15 protein-coding genes are annotated in these 16,815 nt (G+C 29.0%); 10 read left to right on the top strand and 5 right to left on the bottom strand.

Going from position 1 to position 16,815, the window contains the following annotated elements:
* Positions 1–392: 392 nt before the first annotated feature.
* Complete coding sequence (locus BUB83_RS06865) at positions 393–764, bottom strand: PBECR3 domain-containing polyvalent protein (protein WP_159434055.1); 372 nt, start codon at positions 762–764, stop codon at positions 393–395.
* Positions 765–1,011: 247 nt separating this feature from the next.
* Complete coding sequence (locus tag BUB83_RS06860) at positions 1,012–1,689, bottom strand: Crp/Fnr family transcriptional regulator (RefSeq protein WP_073337708.1); 678 nt, start codon at positions 1,687–1,689, stop codon at positions 1,012–1,014.
* A gap of 96 nt (positions 1,690–1,785) precedes the next feature.
* Here BUB83_RS06860 and BUB83_RS06855 point away from each other — a divergent pair, with 96 nt between their 5' ends.
* The 6 genes from BUB83_RS06855 to BUB83_RS06830 all read left to right on the top strand — a co-directional run bounded on the left by BUB83_RS06855 (position 1,786) and on the right by BUB83_RS06830 (position 6,135).
* Positions 1,786–2,109 carry a cupin domain-containing protein gene (locus BUB83_RS06855; protein ID WP_073337707.1) on the top strand — a complete coding sequence of 108 codons (324 nt, stop codon included), beginning with the start codon at positions 1,786–1,788 and terminating at the stop codon, positions 2,107–2,109.
* Between the two features lie 6 nt (positions 2,110–2,115).
* On the top strand, positions 2,116–2,598 hold the full coding sequence (locus tag BUB83_RS06850) for a permease (protein ID WP_073337706.1): 483 nt from the start codon (positions 2,116–2,118) through the stop codon (positions 2,596–2,598).
* Positions 2,595–3,320, top strand: a complete 726-nt coding sequence (locus tag BUB83_RS06845; protein WP_073337705.1) for a permease — start codon at positions 2,595–2,597, stop codon at positions 3,318–3,320. The genes BUB83_RS06850 and BUB83_RS06845 overlap by 4 nt, the downstream gene beginning before the upstream one ends.
* A 130-nt stretch (positions 3,321–3,450) precedes the next feature.
* The gene (locus BUB83_RS06840) at positions 3,451–3,834 is read left to right on the top strand and encodes a BlaI/MecI/CopY family transcriptional regulator (protein WP_084133439.1); all 384 of its coding nucleotides are present in this window, start codon (positions 3,451–3,453) and stop codon (positions 3,832–3,834) included.
* Positions 3,835–3,841: 7 nt separating this feature from the next.
* Entirely contained in the window at positions 3,842–5,383 is a 1,542-nt protein-coding gene (locus BUB83_RS06835) for a M56 family metallopeptidase (RefSeq protein WP_073337703.1), read from the top strand.
* 197 nt (positions 5,384–5,580) lie between these two features.
* Positions 5,581–6,135, top strand: a complete 555-nt coding sequence (locus BUB83_RS06830; protein WP_073337702.1) for a biotin transporter BioY — start codon at positions 5,581–5,583, stop codon at positions 6,133–6,135.
* Between the two features lie 48 nt (positions 6,136–6,183).
* Here the strand turns inward: BUB83_RS06830 and BUB83_RS06825 are convergent, their stop codons facing one another.
* Positions 6,184–6,939, bottom strand: a complete 756-nt coding sequence (locus BUB83_RS06825; RefSeq protein ID WP_143160489.1) for a helix-turn-helix domain-containing protein — start codon at positions 6,937–6,939, stop codon at positions 6,184–6,186.
* A gap of 281 nt (positions 6,940–7,220) precedes the next feature.
* Here BUB83_RS06825 and lacZ point away from each other — a divergent pair, with 281 nt between their 5' ends.
* Complete coding sequence (lacZ, locus tag BUB83_RS06820) at positions 7,221–10,307, top strand: beta-galactosidase, LacZ type (protein ID WP_073337700.1); 3,087 nt, start codon at positions 7,221–7,223, stop codon at positions 10,305–10,307.
* 111 nt (positions 10,308–10,418) lie between these two features.
* Here the strand turns inward: lacZ and BUB83_RS06815 are convergent, their stop codons facing one another.
* Positions 10,419–11,165, bottom strand: a complete 747-nt coding sequence (locus BUB83_RS06815; protein ID WP_073337699.1) for an AraC family transcriptional regulator — start codon at positions 11,163–11,165, stop codon at positions 10,419–10,421.
* Between the two features lie 405 nt (positions 11,166–11,570).
* On the opposite strand from BUB83_RS06815, the gene BUB83_RS06810 reads away from it, so the two are divergent.
* The gene (locus BUB83_RS06810) at positions 11,571–12,893 is read left to right on the top strand and encodes an MFS transporter (protein ID WP_073337698.1); all 1,323 of its coding nucleotides are present in this window, start codon (positions 11,571–11,573) and stop codon (positions 12,891–12,893) included.
* Between the two features lie 7 nt (positions 12,894–12,900).
* On the opposite strand, the gene BUB83_RS06805 is transcribed toward BUB83_RS06810, so the two are convergent.
* Positions 12,901–13,623 (bottom strand): Crp/Fnr family transcriptional regulator, encoded by a 723-nt coding sequence (locus BUB83_RS06805; protein WP_073337697.1) that lies wholly within the window; start codon positions 13,621–13,623, stop codon positions 12,901–12,903.
* A 131-nt stretch (positions 13,624–13,754) separates the two neighbouring features.
* Between BUB83_RS06805 and BUB83_RS06800 the strand changes: the two genes are divergently transcribed.
* Positions 13,755–14,957 (top strand): anaerobic nitric oxide reductase flavorubredoxin, encoded by a 1,203-nt coding sequence (locus BUB83_RS06800; RefSeq protein WP_073337696.1) that lies wholly within the window; start codon positions 13,755–13,757, stop codon positions 14,955–14,957.
* A 511-nt stretch (positions 14,958–15,468) separates the two neighbouring features.
* A complete protein-coding gene (locus tag BUB83_RS06795; RefSeq protein ID WP_073337695.1) occupies positions 15,469–16,767 on the top strand; it encodes an ABC transporter substrate-binding protein in 1,299 nt (432 codons plus the stop codon).
* Positions 16,768–16,815 lie beyond the last annotated feature (48 nt).

The raw sequence follows: 16,815 nt of genomic DNA, 5'->3' as shown, positions 1-16,815 counted from the left end.
GCCAGAGGAAGAAATGGATTTAATAATAATTATTAAGGAAAGTGATTATTTAAGAAAAGAAGTATAAAATATTTATATAAGTTTGTATATGATTGAAGGCTTCAATATCCAGTAAGGTATTGGGTGAAAAGGGAAAAACCACGGCTATGAGCCGTGGAATTATTTGCATCACAGAACAAGGTAGGTGGTAATCTACATCTCCTACAGCTTTCGCTGGGTGGCGGCTACCTGTTCCGCCCTCTGTATTCTGCTATTATAGTTTATGTGATTAAGTACTATTTATGTGACACTTAAGTAAGTTAAACCATATTCATAGTTATATTATAACCAACTTTAAAGGTTTTATCAATATCTTTTTATAAGTTAAATATATTTTTCTGTTTTTATATATTTTAGTATGTATTGAAAGCTCCTTTATTCTTGTAGGCTTGTACCTTGATTGGATCCATAACGAAGAGGGTTCTATCGAAGAGAACACCTTTTCCAGATGCCCTAACAGCAACTAAAACATGCTCATTATTTTCATCTTTAAATACTTTAACATATTCAATTGATGGTTTGTTTGGGTGCTTACATATATAAGAAGGAGAAGTTATTATCTCATCTAATTTACTACCATACTTTTCGAAATCTTGGGGATGTTCATTTTGCATGTGATTTTTGTTAGCAGGTCCACATAATATGGGAGTTCCAACTATCATGCTTAAACCTAAGGTATCTATTACTTTCTGTGTCAATTCGCCTACTTTTTGTTGTCCACTCAAAAAACTCACTCCTTTTTACCTATCACACCATTATATAATATCATATTTTATTTATATTTTTCTATTAAATTATTTATTTTTTAATAAGCAGTATTATTATCGAAAGAAATTCAGGGGCGTTAGTTTTTATAACATTAAATTGTTTTGATTGAAATTAAGATCTATCAAAAATATTAAGAACCACAGAGAGGCAGAATTAATATAACAAGAATTTAGAGAAGTAGCAATATGAGAAGTATAAAATCAACTAAAAATTCCGAATAATACTAAAATCACAGATGGTAATGGAGCTAGCGTCATAGTCAACCAAACCATCTTTTTTCATTTTGTTTAATTCTCGAGAAAGCGAAGTTCGTTGAATTCCTAGTTTTTCTGCTAATTCCTTTTTTGTCATATGAAGTTGTATTTTTTCATTCTTTTGAGAATAGTACTCATAGTTTAAAAATTCAATAATAGACTCTTTTATAGATTTCATAGAAATAGATTTAATTTTATTTGTTAGAATAGATGTTTTATCTGAGATACATGTTAAAAATTCTATCAAAAAGTTTTGATCTATTTGGCAAAGATTTAAAACAAAATCTTTGTTAATATGTAAGATTTCAGTAGCAGATTTTGATAGAACGCTCATTGGGTAACAGTGTGGTTTTGAAAATAAAAGATTTCCTCCTATATTATCACCTACTCTAAATTCTGCTATAGTAAGTACGTTTCCTTTTTCATCAATTTTTTGAATTATTAGTTCTCCTTTTAAGATAATGTCCAGAGAAGTACAAAGCTCACTTTCAAAATAAATAATATTATCTTTTTTATATTGTGATAGGGTATATTGATTTGTTTTAAAAAGTTCATAAAGTTGTGAAGTAGAGAAGCTTTTAAATAAATCGGTAAGTGTTATAATGTGTAAATAATTTTTTATATCCATAAAAACTCCTTATTTTGAAATTAGTTACCATGGTAACTGTGAATAGTTATAATTTATTATAATATAATAATAACAATTAAAAAAGGGAGTGTTATTATGTTAGAGAAAAAATATGAGTATAACCTTAATGATGAAAAATTAATTGAAAAGATTGTAGATGATGAGAATATCAATTTAAACCACATGATTCTTACAAAAGGAACGAGTCTTCCGGAGCATTATTCTAATTCAAATGTTTATATGATAGTGGCAAGAGGAATAATGACTTTGCAATTAAACGAGCAAGAGCCACATTTATATGAAAAAGGAAGTATTATAAATATACCATACAAGGTGAAAATGAATGTGCAAAATTTTCATGATGAAGTACTTGAGTTTTTTGTTGTGAAATCACCAAATCCTAGAGATTATAAGGAGTAATAAGATATGGATATATTCACTATAGTTTTATGGATTATAACAGGTGTGGCTTTAGTGTGGTCTTTGAAGAAAGACAAGAAAAAAACATTAAATTCCATGAAAATGGCTAAAGGCATGATGAAAAATATGATTGGGCAGATTATAGGGATATTATTTTTAATAGGATTGATATTAACCTTTATACCACCAGAAACTATAAGCAGTGTTTTGGGAAAATCAAATCTGTTTTTTTCAACTATTATTTCTGCTTTAGTTGGAAGTATAACTTTAATACCTGCTTTTGTAGCTTTTCCATTAGTTGGATCTTTTGTAGATGTAGGTGCTAGCATAATGCCAGCAGTTGCTTTTTTAACTACTTTAACCATGGTGGGAGTGGTTACTTTTCCATTAGAAAAGCAAGAGTTTGGTTTGAAATTTACAGCCACTAGAAACCTTGTTAGTTTTGTATTTGCTATTATAATAGCAGTGGCTATGGGGGTGATCATGTGAATATATTAGGAAAAGTGAAAAAAAATAAATTATTAGTAACAGTATTTTTAGCTTATATAGCATTGTTTATATTAATGCCTGATAAAGCTAATTCCTCTGTTAAAAATAGTATGTATTATGTTATAGAAATGTTTCAGATTATGCCTGTGATTTTTATACTTACATCAATTATTGAAGCATGGGTTCCTAAAGAAGTTATTATGAATGGATTTGGAGAAAAATCAGGAATAAAGGGTACGGTTTTCTCTTTTCTTTTAGGGAGTTTTTCAGCAGGTCCAATTTATGCAGCTTTCCCAGTTTGCAAAATGCTTTTGAAAAAAGGCGCTAGTGTTTCTAATGTGGTAATTATTTTAAGCGCTTGGGCTGTTATAAAATTACCTATGCTTGCTAATGAAGCTAAATTTTTAGGGGTAAGGTTTATGGGATTAAGATGGATATTAACAGTGACAGCTATTTTAGTAATGGCGTATATTGTTTCTATATTTGTTAAAAAAGAAAATATTCCTATTGAAGAGGAAGAAGTGCTAAATGAAATAACGGGTGTTGCTATTAAAAAACAGTATTGTATTGGTTGTGGAGTATGTGGAAAACTAGCACCAAAGTATTTTGAGATAGTGGATAAAAAAGCAAAATACAAAAATGGTATCTTGACTAAAAAAGAAATAGAAGAATTAAAACCAATAATTGATAAATGTCCAGTTAAGGCTATGAGATTTAAATAAAAAGGTTTGTAACTTTATAGTTACAAATCTTTTTTTTAGTCCAGGTTTTAAATTTTTTTAAATATGTTGACAAATAAAGACTACAAGTGTAGTATTAAATCAAAGACTACACTTGTAGGAAGGTGATATTATGAATGAATTACCAAAAATATCTGATGCAGAATGGCAAATCATGAGAGTATTGTGGCAAAAATATCCTTTGACATCTACAGAAATAATTGAAAATCTAAGAGAAAGTACTACATGGAACCCAAAGACAGTTCATACACTTATTAGCAGATTAGTAAAAAAAGAAGCTGTAGAAGTTGTGAAAACTGCTTCGATTAATCAATTTTTTCCACTTGTAACGAAAGAAGAGTGTAGGCGAGTAGAAACAAAATCATTTATTAAAAAAGTATATGATGGTTCGATTAAGTTGTTGGTAATGAATTTTATTAAAGATGAAAAGTTATCTTATGATGAAATTCAGGAACTTAAGCAAATACTTGACCATAAGATAAGTGAAAAGGAGTGAGGGATAAGTGGAATTAGTAACTTTATTTAAGATGATTCTTTCTTTGTCATTTATGGGGAGTATACTTGCTGTAATAATTATTATAGTTAAAGGATTTTTTAGAAACAGATTAAACGCTAATTGGCATTATTATATTTGGATTTTAGTAATAATTAAATTAAGCATACCTTATGCGCCAGAAAGTTCAGTGAGCATATACAATTTATTTCCAAGTGTTACAGAAAGAATGGCGATAAATGAAAATAGTGTTAATAATATTGATACTAATATTTCTTCGTTGGCTCAGAGCGATAGTAAGAGTATTTATAAAGATAATGGAATTGATATTAATAATAATGCAGAAAACAAACCTTATAATAGTGAAATTGTGACAGCTTTAATAAAGAATATCAATGAAATTCACTATGAAATTATAAGTATAATTTGGCTGATTGGAACCAGTGTAGTGTTTTTATATATGGTAATTGTAAATTTAATATTTATTTTAAAATTGAATAAAAGCTTAAGGTGCAAAGAAAATGATACACTAAGAATTTTTTATAAATGTAAGTCAGAGATGAATGTTAATATAGATATCCCAGTAATATATGAGGAGAGTCTTAAGACTCCTTCACTTTTTGGTTTTATGAGACCTAAATTATTAATGTCTTCTGATATTATAAATAGTTTAGCAGAGCAGGAAAAGCGGTACGTATTTTTGCATGAACTTGCTCATTTAAAGAGAAAGGATATCTTGGTAAATTGGATAATGATATTAATTCAAGCAGTGCATTGGTTTAATCCTATTATTTGGTATGCTTTTTATAAAATCCATGAAGATTGTGAAGTTGCTTGTGATGCATACGTACTTTCTAGACTTGAACCAGAAGAACATAAAAGTTATGGTATAACAATCATTAGATTAATGGATACAATTTCAAGGCCCTATTGGAATTCAGTATCTACTGGCATGGCGAATAACAGGTTGAATGTTAAAAAAAGAATTAAAAAGATTACAACATATAGAAAAAAATCATGGAAATGGTCAGTAATAGCAACTATTTTAGTTATAGGAATAGTGTTAACAACAATGACTAAGGGATATGAAAATAATTTTATAAAAGATAATTCACCTAAAGTAAATATTGTTGCTGAGATGAGTAATTTAACGGAGGAAGAATATAGAGAACTAGGAATATCAGGATTGGAGAATCCGTCTATTGATGATTTCGGGAAATTTATTTTAAGAGTGAATATAACAGATGCTAAAAAGGTTACTAGTAAAAAACTACAGGTTCCAAAATTAATGGATTTTAGAGAAATTTTAGATAAAACAGATGAAAGGTATTGGGTTAGTCATAGTAGTTACCAAAATAATGAGGACGAAGAGTTTTCTCTATCGGAACAAGAGATAGTTATATACATTAAAGGGATAAAAGAAACTGAGCTTAAGGAAATGATGAAACCTTTAAAAATAGAAGTAGCTTGGATAACTAAAGAAGGGGAAAATGTGGAGAAAGAATATTCAATAGGTGAAATACTGACTTTTCAAGGTCGAGAAATCAACTAAGAGATTCGATATTGTGAACTTTATTTCAAACTGTTAACTAAAATAAATCAGTAGTAATAAAGAATAAACCAATTTCAAAAAAAAGATTGTATACCTAAAATCGAAAAGAGTTGACAATGATGAAATACTTGATATAATAATGGTATGTAAACCGGAATTATAAAAAGAGTTGACAATTTTAGTTGGAGGTATTATTTATGAAAATTACTACAAAAGAAATGATTTTAGTTTCAATGTTTGCTGCACTTACAGCGGTAGGGGGATTTTTAAAAATTCCAGTAGAGCCTGCAGCTATTACTTTACAATTTTTATTTACTGCTTTTGCAGGTATAATCTTAGGAGCAAAATTGGGAGCTCTTTCTCAAATTGTTTATTTGGTTATTGGATTAATTGGAGTTCCTATTTTCACAAAAGGTGGAGGAATAGGATATGTGTTTCAACCATCCTTTGGTTATTTGATAGGATTTGTAGCTGGAGCCTATGTTATAGGTAAAATTGTAGAAAAAAGTGAAAAACAAAATTATATTACTTTTTTTATAGCATCAATAGTTGGGAGTTTTATAATTTATTTAATTGGAGTACCTTATCTTTATGTGATAGTTAAAAATGTTATGGGGTCAGATATTAACTTTATGTGGGCATTAAAAAATGGATTATTGTTATTTTTGCCAGGAGACATATTAAAATGTATAATTATAGCTATTGTTGGTGTTAATATTATCCCAAGATTAAAGAAAGCAAATATATTATAAACTAAATAAAACAAACCACCTAGTATATGAAACTATAGGTGGTTTATTTTATTTGTATATTTTTCTGAAATCAGTAGGATTTATACCAGTTATTTTTTTGAATTGTTTAGAAAAAGAATAAGCATCTGGATAGCCTAGTTCTAAAGCGATTTTTTTTATGCTTTTATTTTGTTCAAGAAGGATAGATTGAGCAGTGTTTATTCTTTTTTGGAGTATGTAGTTACCAGGAGAAGTTCCGATATGAGATTTGAAAATTTTTCGGAATTTTTCATAGCCTACCCCTAGAGTGGTGCAAACTTCTTGAACGGTAATTTGGGAATAAGGAGATTGATTTAATAAAAGACAAGCATTATCTATAAGTTCTTTATCTTCACTTATGGTAAGTTTATCTTTATGCATTCGGTATAAAGTGAATATTATTTTTTCGGCTTCACACAATAATAAAGGTAAATCTTCTTGTTTTGCTTTTTTTAATGAGTGAATAAAATCAATTAAGATTTTAAAGATAACATTATTTATGCCAGGATATAAAACATCATTTTTGCTATCCAAAAGGTTTAAGTTAGAAAGAGAGGCGTGTATTTCTCTTCCAAAGCAAATAAAAAATTCTAACCATTGGCCATCAGGTTTTATATGCAAAGAATGAGCTTTTCCGGGAACTCTTTGTATTAAGCTACCAGCATGAAGATTAAATTCACGATTTTCGTTATCAATATATAAGCCTTCTCCGCTTAATAAAATTAGAACAGCATAATAGTCTAAAACCAAATTTATATCTGAATTACTACTACTTTTTTTATTCATAAAACCACAACCAAAGATTCCATTAGTAGTATCTGAGTGAAAACTTCTATAAATTGTGTTGTTTTTGAAATATTCCTCTGGTATATGAATCAATTACATCACCTCAAATAGTTTAAATTAAAAATACCAAATATAACATCAAAGATACCATTTGTGAAATTTAAGCTTAATAATATTTAGTGTATCATATATATTGTAAATAATTCAAATACCAAAAATAATATTTTAAAAAATTATATTCCTAAATAAGCAACTAAACTAATAAATAAGGTGGTTAAAACATGGTTAAAAATTATTGGAAAGACTTAACGATACTTAATAGAAACACACTAAAACCTCATGCAGCTAAAATAAGCTATGATTCAGTTGACAATGCATTGAAAAACGAAAGAGGTTTTTCAAGTTATTTTATGTCTTTAAATGGAGATTGGAAATTTAGTTATTATAATCATCCAGCTTATGTGCCAGAAGATTATTTTGCAGTTAATTATGATGATAGTCAGTGGAACACAATACCTGTCCCTTCATGTTGGCAGATGCATGGGTATGAGATACCTGTTTATACGAATGTTGCTTATGCAATTCCTGTTGATGAACCAAATGTGCCAGAAGAAAATCCAGTGGGATGTTATAGAACAACATTTAATATACCAAGGGATTGGAAGGAAAGAAGAGTTGTGTTACATTTTGGGGGAGTATGTTCATCATTTACAGTTTATGTGAATGGGAAAGAAGTGGGATATAGTGAAGGTAGTCATATTCCATCAGAATTTGATGTGACAAAATATTTAGTTGAAAAAGAAAATTTGATTTCTGTTGAAGTTTATAAATGGTGCTCAGGGACTTACTTGGAAGATCAAGATTTTTGGAGACTTAATGGTATATTCAGAGAAGTATATCTTTATTCAACAGAAAATAATTATATTAAAGATATTCATGTAAATAGTCTTTTAAAAGAAGATTATATTGAAGGTATTCTTGATGTTACTGTGGATGTTGAAGCTAGTAACGGAAGTGTTGAGTTCTTGTTAATTGATGAGCAAGGAAACTCCATTATTGAAAAAAGTATGGAAATAGTTAATGGAAGTGTTAAAATAGATGAAATTATAGAAGCGCCTGCTAAATGGAGTGCAGAAACACCAAATTTATATAAATTGATTATTTGTCAAATAAATGAAGATGGAAAAGTCATTGATATAAGAAAAGAAAATATAGGTTTTAGAAAAGTGGAAATTAAAGATTCACAATTATTTATTAATGGAGTTTCTGTTATTATCAAGGGTGTTAATAGACATGATACTCATCCAGATAGAGGATACGCTGTTTCAAGAGCTGATATGTTACAAGATATTATTTTAATGAAACAGCACAATATAAATACAGTAAGAACATCACACTATCCTAATGATCCTTATTGGTATGAGTTATGTGATAAATTGGGTTTATATGTGATGGATGAAGCAGACCTTGAAACTCATGGATTTGTTAGAAATGAAAAGTTGAAGGATAATGGTAGAGGTCAAGCATTAGTTATTAATAATGATGAAAGATGGGAAGAAGCTTTTGTTGATAGAGCTATTCGTATGGTAGAAAGAGATAAAAATCATGCGTCAATTATCTTTTGGTCATTAGGAAATGAATCTGCTTATGGTAAAAATCATGATGCTATGGCAAAGTGGATCAAAGAAAAAGATAGTACTAGACCAATTCATTATGAAACAGCTTTAGATGCAAAGATTGTAGATGTTATTAGTGTTATGTATCCTTCAGTGGATACAATTATAGAAGAGGGAAAAAGAACTGATGAGGAAAGACCATATTTTATTTGTGAATTTTTACATTCTATGGGTAACAGTATGGGAAATCAACAAGAGTATTTTGATGCTATTTATAAATATAAAAGACTTATTGGTGGCTGTATATGGGAATGGGCAGATCATGGTATAAGACAAAAAACTGCTGATGGTGAAGAATTCTTTGCTTATGGTGGAGATTTTGGAGATAAACCAAATGATTTGAAATTTTGTATTGATGGAATGGTTTATCCTGATAGACAACCACATACAGGGCTTATTGAATATAAACAAGTAATTGCACCTGTTAAAGTAGAGGAAATTGATTCTCTTAAAGGAAAAATTAAAGTTATTAATAGATATGATTTCTTATCATTAAGCCATATTTATTTAAAATGGCAGTTGTTAAGAGATGCAGAAGTAATAAAAGAAGGAACAATAAATGAATTAAATATTTTACCTCATGAATCTAAAGAAATTCAATTGCCTTATGAAGTTGAGGAATTACAGAATGAAAAATGTGAATATCATTTAAACACATATTTTATATATAAAGAAAAAGCTAAATGGGCACAAAAGGATTTTCTTGTTTATCAAAATCAAATAGAAGTGCCAGTTAAATGTGAAGCAAAAAAAGAGGTGAAAATAAGTAGAGAATTGATTTGTGTAGAAAACAAATTAGAAGCTGTTATAAAAGGTACAGGATTTGAAATTAAATTTAATAAAGTATATGGGACTTTTGATTCATATAAAATTAATGGAACAGAGATGATCCATGAAGGGTTAGTGGAGAATTTCTGGAGAGCCCCTACAGATAATGATGAAAGAGGATGGATTCAAAGAACAGATTGTGATGCTGGAATATGGAGACAAACAGGTCTTGATATGTTATGGCGTAATGTGAAAAAAGTTAGTTTGAATAATAGTGATACTAGTGTAGAAATAAGTGTTGAAGCTAATTTTGGTAAACCGGCAGAATATATGGCATTTGAAACAATTGTAGAGTATACAATTTTAGGAAACGGAGAAATAAAAGTTAAATCTACTTTTATACCTAAAAAACAGATTGATTTAATTCCACGTCTTGGAATGACAATGCAATTAAAAGAAGGATTAGAAAACTTTGAATGGTTTGGTAGAGGACCACAGGAAAGTTATGTTGATAAAAAAGAAAGTGCATTAGTTGGAGTTTATAGTGGTACAGTAGATGAGCAACTTGAAAATTATATAATTCCGCAGGAAAATGGAAATAAAACAGAAACTAGATGGGCATCTATTGTAAATGCCAACGGAGTTGGACTAATATTCTGCGCAAAAGATAGATTTGATGTTAGTGTTCATCACTATACTGCTAAGGACTTATCAGAGGCAACTCACACTTATGAATTGAAGAAAAGAAAAGAAACTATTTTGAATATTGATTATGCTCAAACAGGTATAGGAAATGGTAGCTGTGGTATGGATTGTGGCCAACTTGAGAAATATAAATTAAAACCAGTAACTAAAGTGTTAGAATTTACAATTATACCTTTTGATAAAAAAGTATTTTCTTCAATGGAACTATATAGAAAATAATATTTTTAGTATGAAAGTGGTAATATATAAATAGATTTAAAAATTTGTGGTAATATAATATAAAATCAGAAGAAAATATTTCTTCTGATTTTTATATTATATATACATACCTTACGTAGACTTGATTTTTCGAAAGTTTATGGGGTTGCTGCCAGTATTTTTCTTGAACAAAGTAGTAAATTGGCTACTATTAGAAAAACCACATTCTTGAGCGATGCTTGCCATGGATAAATCAGTGTTAAGAATTAGATTTTTTGAATGTTCAATCTTTTTTTCAATAATATAATTTATGGGAGAAAGTCCAGTTTTATCTTTAAATATGTGCCTGAAACGATGGTAGCTATAACCAGAAATTTGAGAAAGAACTTCCATGTTGATTTTTTGATTGTAGTTTTCATCTATAAAGTTAATTATAGAATTCATTTTATCTAGTTTATGATTGTTTGAATTTTCAACTCTTTTAATTTCAATTAAGAGTTCGTTTAAAACTAGTTCAATTTTCTTTTTATAAAAATAATCTTTATTAATTAATTCGACTTTTATTTTTTCTAAGTATTTTAATATGTTTTTTGTTGCATTATCAAAAAAAACACCGTTTTTTAATTCAATAGATGAAGAGTTGTAAGTAAAGCCAATATATAAAATCTTAGTATCTTCTATGGTTGTTTGATCATGAGTTGCACTAGGTAAAATCAAGGCAAAAGACCCTGGAACAAATGAATGAGTTAAAGAATCTATTTTCGTAGTTCCAGCACCCTTTATATAGTAAACTAGCTCATAGCAGTTATGTTTATGTAAGGGATAGTAAGAAGAGGAAGAGTGACAACCATAATTTATATAAGCTATGTTGTAATTCATTTAAAACACCACCTTTTAATAGAATTAAATTTTAGCCAAAAAAACAATTTTCGATATAAATAAAAATATTAAAACTCATTTAATATTATACAAAATTAATTCTAAATGTGCTATAAACAAAATGATTATTTTCACAGTAAAATTAGAATGAAAGATTCTTGAATTAATACAAATATATTAATAGCCAAATAGTATAAAAAATAGGCCAAATAACTATATAAAAATAGTTGAAATAATTATAAATTCAATAGGTAGAGGTATCCCAGTTCAACTATTAATTTATACATGCCCCAAAACTCATAAAAGCCTGAGATTTTGGAACAAGTATAAATTGAGTTTCACAGTGGGATCCCTATAGATATTTAATTAAAAACTTATTTAACAAGTGTTTTTGGAGGAAGTTTTATGGGTATTAAAAGTGTTATTAACAAAGTTTATTTTAAGGAAGAGGAATTAAAACAAAGAGACTATGAAAAAAGTAGAAAACTTTTTATAGCAGAAAGTTCAGCAGCGGTAGGAATATTTTCTTTGACCAGTGGAGCTTTTCTTTCAGGGTTTGTAAAATATTTGGGTGGTTCTGATGAGATTAATGGAATAATAGGGGCTATACCGGCTATGGCGGGGGTAATTCAAATTCTATCTTCTCTTGTATTTGAGAAATTAAGGCATAGAAAATTTTTAGTTGCTATTTTGTGTTTTTTATATAGATTTACCCTTGGAATGATGTTTTTTGTGCCTTTTTTTATAAAAGGACAAACACATAGAATTATTGCTGTAGCTACATTATATTTAATTGCTTATTGTTTAGCAGCTTTTATAACACCAGCTGCATCAACATGGATTACAGATTTGGTTCCTATGAAAATGCGAGGAAAATATTTTGCTACAAAAGATAGTATATCATTAGCAGTTTCTACCCTTATAGTACTAATAATAGGAAGAGTTATGGACTTTTATAGGGGAATAAATAGTGAATATAGTGGATTTTTAGTATTAGCAATTATAGTAATAATACTTTCATTTATTAACTTTTACTTTTTAAGTTCAGTAAAAGAACCTATTGGCAACAGACAAAAGGTAGAAATAAATTTAAAAGATATTGTTAGCATGGTAGGAAGTAACAAAAGATTTAGAAAGATGATTGGTTTATCATCTCTTTGGAACTTGGCATTGCAAATTGGAGGACCTTATTTTGCAGTGTATATGGTTACGGGATTGGAATTAAGCTATAGTTATATAAATATAATAGGGGTTATTGCAGCGGTTTTTAGAGTTTTGGTAATGAAATATTGGGGTAAACTTGCAGACAAGTATTCCTGGTTCTTTTCTACCAAATTTTCTATTGGTTTATTAGGAATAGTACATTTTCTATGGGTTTTCGTTGATAAAGGTACATATCCAGTGCTTGTTCCTTTGTTAAGCATTTTGTCAGCTTTAGCTTGGTCTGGTATTAATATTTCATTATTTAACATACAATTTTTATATGCACCTGAAAAAGGGCGTACAGCATATTTGGGTGTGAGCGCTGCAATTGGTGGAATTATAGGATTTTTAAGTACTTTACTAGGATCATTTATATTGAGAGGCCTTAAGAATTTTAAATTTACACTAGGTTCAGTAGTTGTAGGAAATATGCAAATAGTATTAAGTTTATCAGGGGTTTTATTAATAATTACAGCAGTATATATTCATTTTATAATGGAAAAAACTTATTATAAAAAAGTATAGCTGCTTACTAGTTTACAAAATTCATTAATAATTCCATGTTTTTAATTATGATTTTTTTAGTACCAATAACTTCAATTATGTATTCGCTTTGAAAGGCACTTAATTTTCGGCTTAGAGTTTCACGAGTTAAACTTATATAGTTAGCCATATCTTCGCGACTTATAGGTAGTGAAATTTCTATGCCGAATTTTGTTTCTACACCATAATTTTCACTTAAATTTATTAAAAGAGCAGCTAGTCTAGTGTCTGCATTTTTTGTGGTAATTGTTTGTACCAATGATTCAAGAGTAGAAATTCTATCGTGAGCATATTCTAAAACTTTCATAATAATACTTGGGTTTTCATGAATTAATTTATCAAAGTCATTTTTATCAATAATGCAAAGATTAACTTTTTCTAAAGCAACTCCATTAAATTTAAAAATTCCTTTCTTTAATAGATTTAAATCACCAAGAAAGTCCCCTTCATTAAGCAAATATAGAATTTGTTCTTTACCTTCCTTTGTGTATGTGAAAATTTTCATTGTTCCACTATTTAAAATATATAACTTATCAGATACATCTCCTAAAGAAAAAATTTGGTCCCCCTTTTCATAGGATTTTCTTGTTATTAAACTTGTAACTTGATTTAATTGATCATCTGGTAAAGCTGAAAAAATAGTAACTTTACTAGCACAATTTTTGCCTGAGCAAGTAGCACAATTATGAGAACAACAGGTTTCGTTAGACATAATAACCTCCATTAAATAAGTTCATCTTTTACATTTATTATACAACAATTTGATTTAAATCACATTATTATATCAAAAGTCAGGGTAGAATAAATACATAGAGCAAGAGAGATTATAAGGAGGAAAAAAATATGGGATTTAAAATTAATGAAAAAGTTACTTGGGTAGGCAAAATTGACTGGGAGCTTAGAAAATTTCATGGAGATGAATATTCAACTCATAGAGGATCTTCATATAATTCTTATTTAGTAAAGGATAAAAAGATAGCTTTGATTGATACTGTTTGGCAACCATTTTCAAAAGAATTTGTAGCTAACTTGAAAAAAGAGGTTAATTTAAAGGATATAGATTATATAATTGCTAATCATGGAGAGATTGACCATAGTGGTGGTTTACCAGAACTTATGAAAGAGATTCCTAATACTCCAATATATTGTACAAAAAATGCTGTTAAATCTTTAAAGGGTCAATATCATCAAGATTGGAATTTTGTTGAAGTTAAAACAGGGGATACTTTAGATTTAGGAGAAAACAAGTTAGTATTCATTGAAGCGAAAATGCTACACTGGCCAGATAGTATGTTTACTTATATGACAGGAGAAAATATATTATTTAGTAATGATGCTTTTGGACAACATTATGCATCAGAGTTAATGTATAATGATAAAGTTGATAATTCGGAACTTATGCAAGAAGCAATTAAATATTATGGTAATATACTTACACCATTTAGTCCATTAGTGGTTAAGAAAATAGAAGAAATTTTAAGTTTTAATTTGCCGGTAGATATGATTTGTCCAAGTCATGGAATTATTTGGAGAGAAAAGCCTTTACAGATTGTAAATAAATATATGGAATGGGGTAAAAATTATAAAGAAAATCAAATTACAATTATTTATGATAGTATGTGGAACAATACAAGAAGAATGGCAGAATCAATTGCTGAAGGTATAAAAGAAGCGGATAAAGATGTAACTATAAAGATATTTAATTCTGCGAAAGCTGATAAGAATGATATTCTTGGGGAAGTATTTAAATCAAAAGCTATACTTGTAGGTTCATCTACTATTAATAAAGGGGTTCTTTTTTCTACAGCGGGACTTCTTGAAATGATAAAAGGATTAGAATTTAAAGAAAAGAAAGCAGTAGCTTTTGGAAGTTATGGATGGAGTGGAGAATCAATAAAATTCATCACTAAAGAATTGAATAGTGCTGGTCTAGAAGTTATAAATGATGGAATTAAAGTGTTGTGGAGTCCAGATGATACAGAAATAGAAAGATGCAAAGAGTATGGAAAAAAATTAGTAGAATTAATATTAGTAGAATTAATATAAGAAGTATTTGAAGAAAATAATAAATAGAATATAAGTAGTGAAGGTAAGGTGTATATGCTTTACCTTCAATTTTTTTGCTTTTTTTATCATTAAAAATTTACGTTGAATTTCACTTAGGAATAATGAGTTGAAAATTATGGATAGTGATATTTTGGAGTATAATTTAATGCAATAAAAGAAAAACTAAAATATAAGAGTTGACTTAACCTTAATTATCATCACAATAAAAACTTTAGTAAAAAAATAATAAAAATTTACTGATTTAGTTTTGAATGCAACACTATAAAATTATAAAATCAATTATATGTGAAAAATACTTGTAGAATATCATAGTTATTAGGCGATTAACATGTTAATATACACATATAAAGATAAAAAAACAGTAGATATAATAAAAAAAATAAAAAAACAGTAAAAATTTTATTGAAAAACTATTGCTTTTTTACTAAAAAGCTGATATTATTAACTCATAGGTTGTCAACGATTACACAACCACATTAGGGGGGAAACTATGAAAAGAAAATTTATCAAATCAACTATTGCAATGATGTTAGCTACTGGAATGTTAATACTTGTTGGATGTAGCGGAAACGATGGAAGTAACACTTCAAACTCAGGAAACGAAACAAGTGGAGAGAAAGTAAAATTAAGTTTTGCTGTTAACTTTACTCAAACAGAAGTTACTTACAAAAATCTTGAAGAAATCGTTGCCAATTTTGAAAATGAAAATCCAAATATTGATATTGAATTAGCAAATCTTCCAGATTATGAAGCAACAATGAAAACTAAAATGGCTGCAAACGATTTACCAGACCTTTGGACAACACACGGATGGTCAGTAGCTAGATATAGTGAATATTTACTACCACTTACTGATCAACCATGGGTAAGCAAAATAGATTCTTTAATTAAACCAGTAATTACAAATGGTGACGGAGATATATTCGTTCTACCAATGGATTATGATGTAGCTGGTGTAGCATTCAACAAAACTGTATTAGATGAAGCAGGAGTTGATCCATTTGCCATCAAAACTTGGGATGATTTTAAAGCAGCATGCGAAAAAGTAAAAGCGGCTGGAAAAACACCTCTTTATGTTGGAGGAGCAAAGGATGACTGGACAGTTGGAAACTTCTTTGACTGGGTTGCACCATCATTCTTAATTACAAATGAAGCTAAGAACTACAGAGCTGAATTGAAAGATGGTTCATTTGATTGGAACAACTACAAACCAGCAGCTCAATTATTTGCTGATTTATTAGATGCAGGATATGTTAACAAAAACGTAGCTGAAGGTACTTGGCCAGAAGTTGGGGAGCAATTAGCTAAAGGTGAAGCAGCATTTGCTTTCTTTGGTAACTATGTTATAGGCGAAGCACAAAAGTTTAATGCAGAAGGTGATTACGGATTTATTCCAGTTCCAGCAGCATCAGCAGATGACGAACCTACTGTTATCACTGGAGAAAGAACAACTGTAGGAGTATGGAAAGATAGCAAACACCAAGCAGAAGCTTTAAAATTTGTTGAATACTTAGCTCAATCAGAAAACATTAACAAAGTAGCTACAGGAAACTTAGCGCCTACTGGATTATCAGGAGAAGGATACTCAAGTGATACTGGAAACTTAGCACCATACTTCGAAAATGCTACTAAGTTCAGAGGATTTGGATACTTTGACCGTGAATACCTTCCAAACGGAATGTGGGATTCATTATGTAAAACAGGAACAGGTATTATTTCAAAAACAATGACTATGGATGATGTAGTAAGTAAATTAAAAGAAGATTATGACAGACTGCGTACACAATAATTCGGGAGTAATTTAGGTAAACAAATAGAAGCAGGATATTTTATATCC

The organism is Clostridium grantii DSM 8605 (assembly GCF_900129965.1).
Taxonomy (GTDB): domain Bacteria; phylum Bacillota; class Clostridia; order Clostridiales; family Clostridiaceae; genus Clostridium_AF; species Clostridium_AF grantii.
Note: the sequence above shows the minus strand (reverse complement) of the source record. Positions and strands in the feature narration are given on the sequence as shown.

Bases quoted from the DNA above. Each gene is read 5' to 3' on its own strand.
- BUB83_RS06830 (WP_073337702.1), top strand. From the start codon at position 5,581: ATGAAAATTACTACAAAAGAAATGATTTTAGTTTCAATGTTTGCTGCA.
- BUB83_RS06850 (WP_073337706.1), top strand. From the start codon at position 2,116: ATGGATATATTCACTATAGTTTTATGGATTATAACAGGTGTGGCTTTA.
- lacZ (WP_073337700.1), top strand. From the start codon at position 7,221: ATGGTTAAAAATTATTGGAAAGACTTAACGATACTTAATAGAAACACA.
- BUB83_RS06825 (WP_143160489.1), bottom strand. From the start codon at position 6,939: ATGAATAAAAAAAGTAGTAGTAATTCAGATATAAATTTGGTTTTAGAC.
- BUB83_RS06815 (WP_073337699.1), bottom strand. From the start codon at position 11,165: ATGAATTACAACATAGCTTATATAAATTATGGTTGTCACTCTTCCTCT.
- BUB83_RS06795 (WP_073337695.1), top strand. From the start codon at position 15,469: ATGAAAAGAAAATTTATCAAATCAACTATTGCAATGATGTTAGCTACT.
- BUB83_RS06860 (WP_073337708.1), bottom strand. From the start codon at position 1,689: ATGGATATAAAAAATTATTTACACATTATAACACTTACCGATTTATTT.
- BUB83_RS06840 (WP_084133439.1), top strand. From the start codon at position 3,451: ATGAATGAATTACCAAAAATATCTGATGCAGAATGGCAAATCATGAGA.
- BUB83_RS06810 (WP_073337698.1), top strand. From the start codon at position 11,571: ATGGGTATTAAAAGTGTTATTAACAAAGTTTATTTTAAGGAAGAGGAA.
- BUB83_RS06855 (WP_073337707.1), top strand. From the start codon at position 1,786: ATGTTAGAGAAAAAATATGAGTATAACCTTAATGATGAAAAATTAATT.
- BUB83_RS06805 (WP_073337697.1), bottom strand. From the start codon at position 13,623: ATGTCTAACGAAACCTGTTGTTCTCATAATTGTGCTACTTGCTCAGGC.
- BUB83_RS06800 (WP_073337696.1), top strand. From the start codon at position 13,755: ATGGGATTTAAAATTAATGAAAAAGTTACTTGGGTAGGCAAAATTGAC.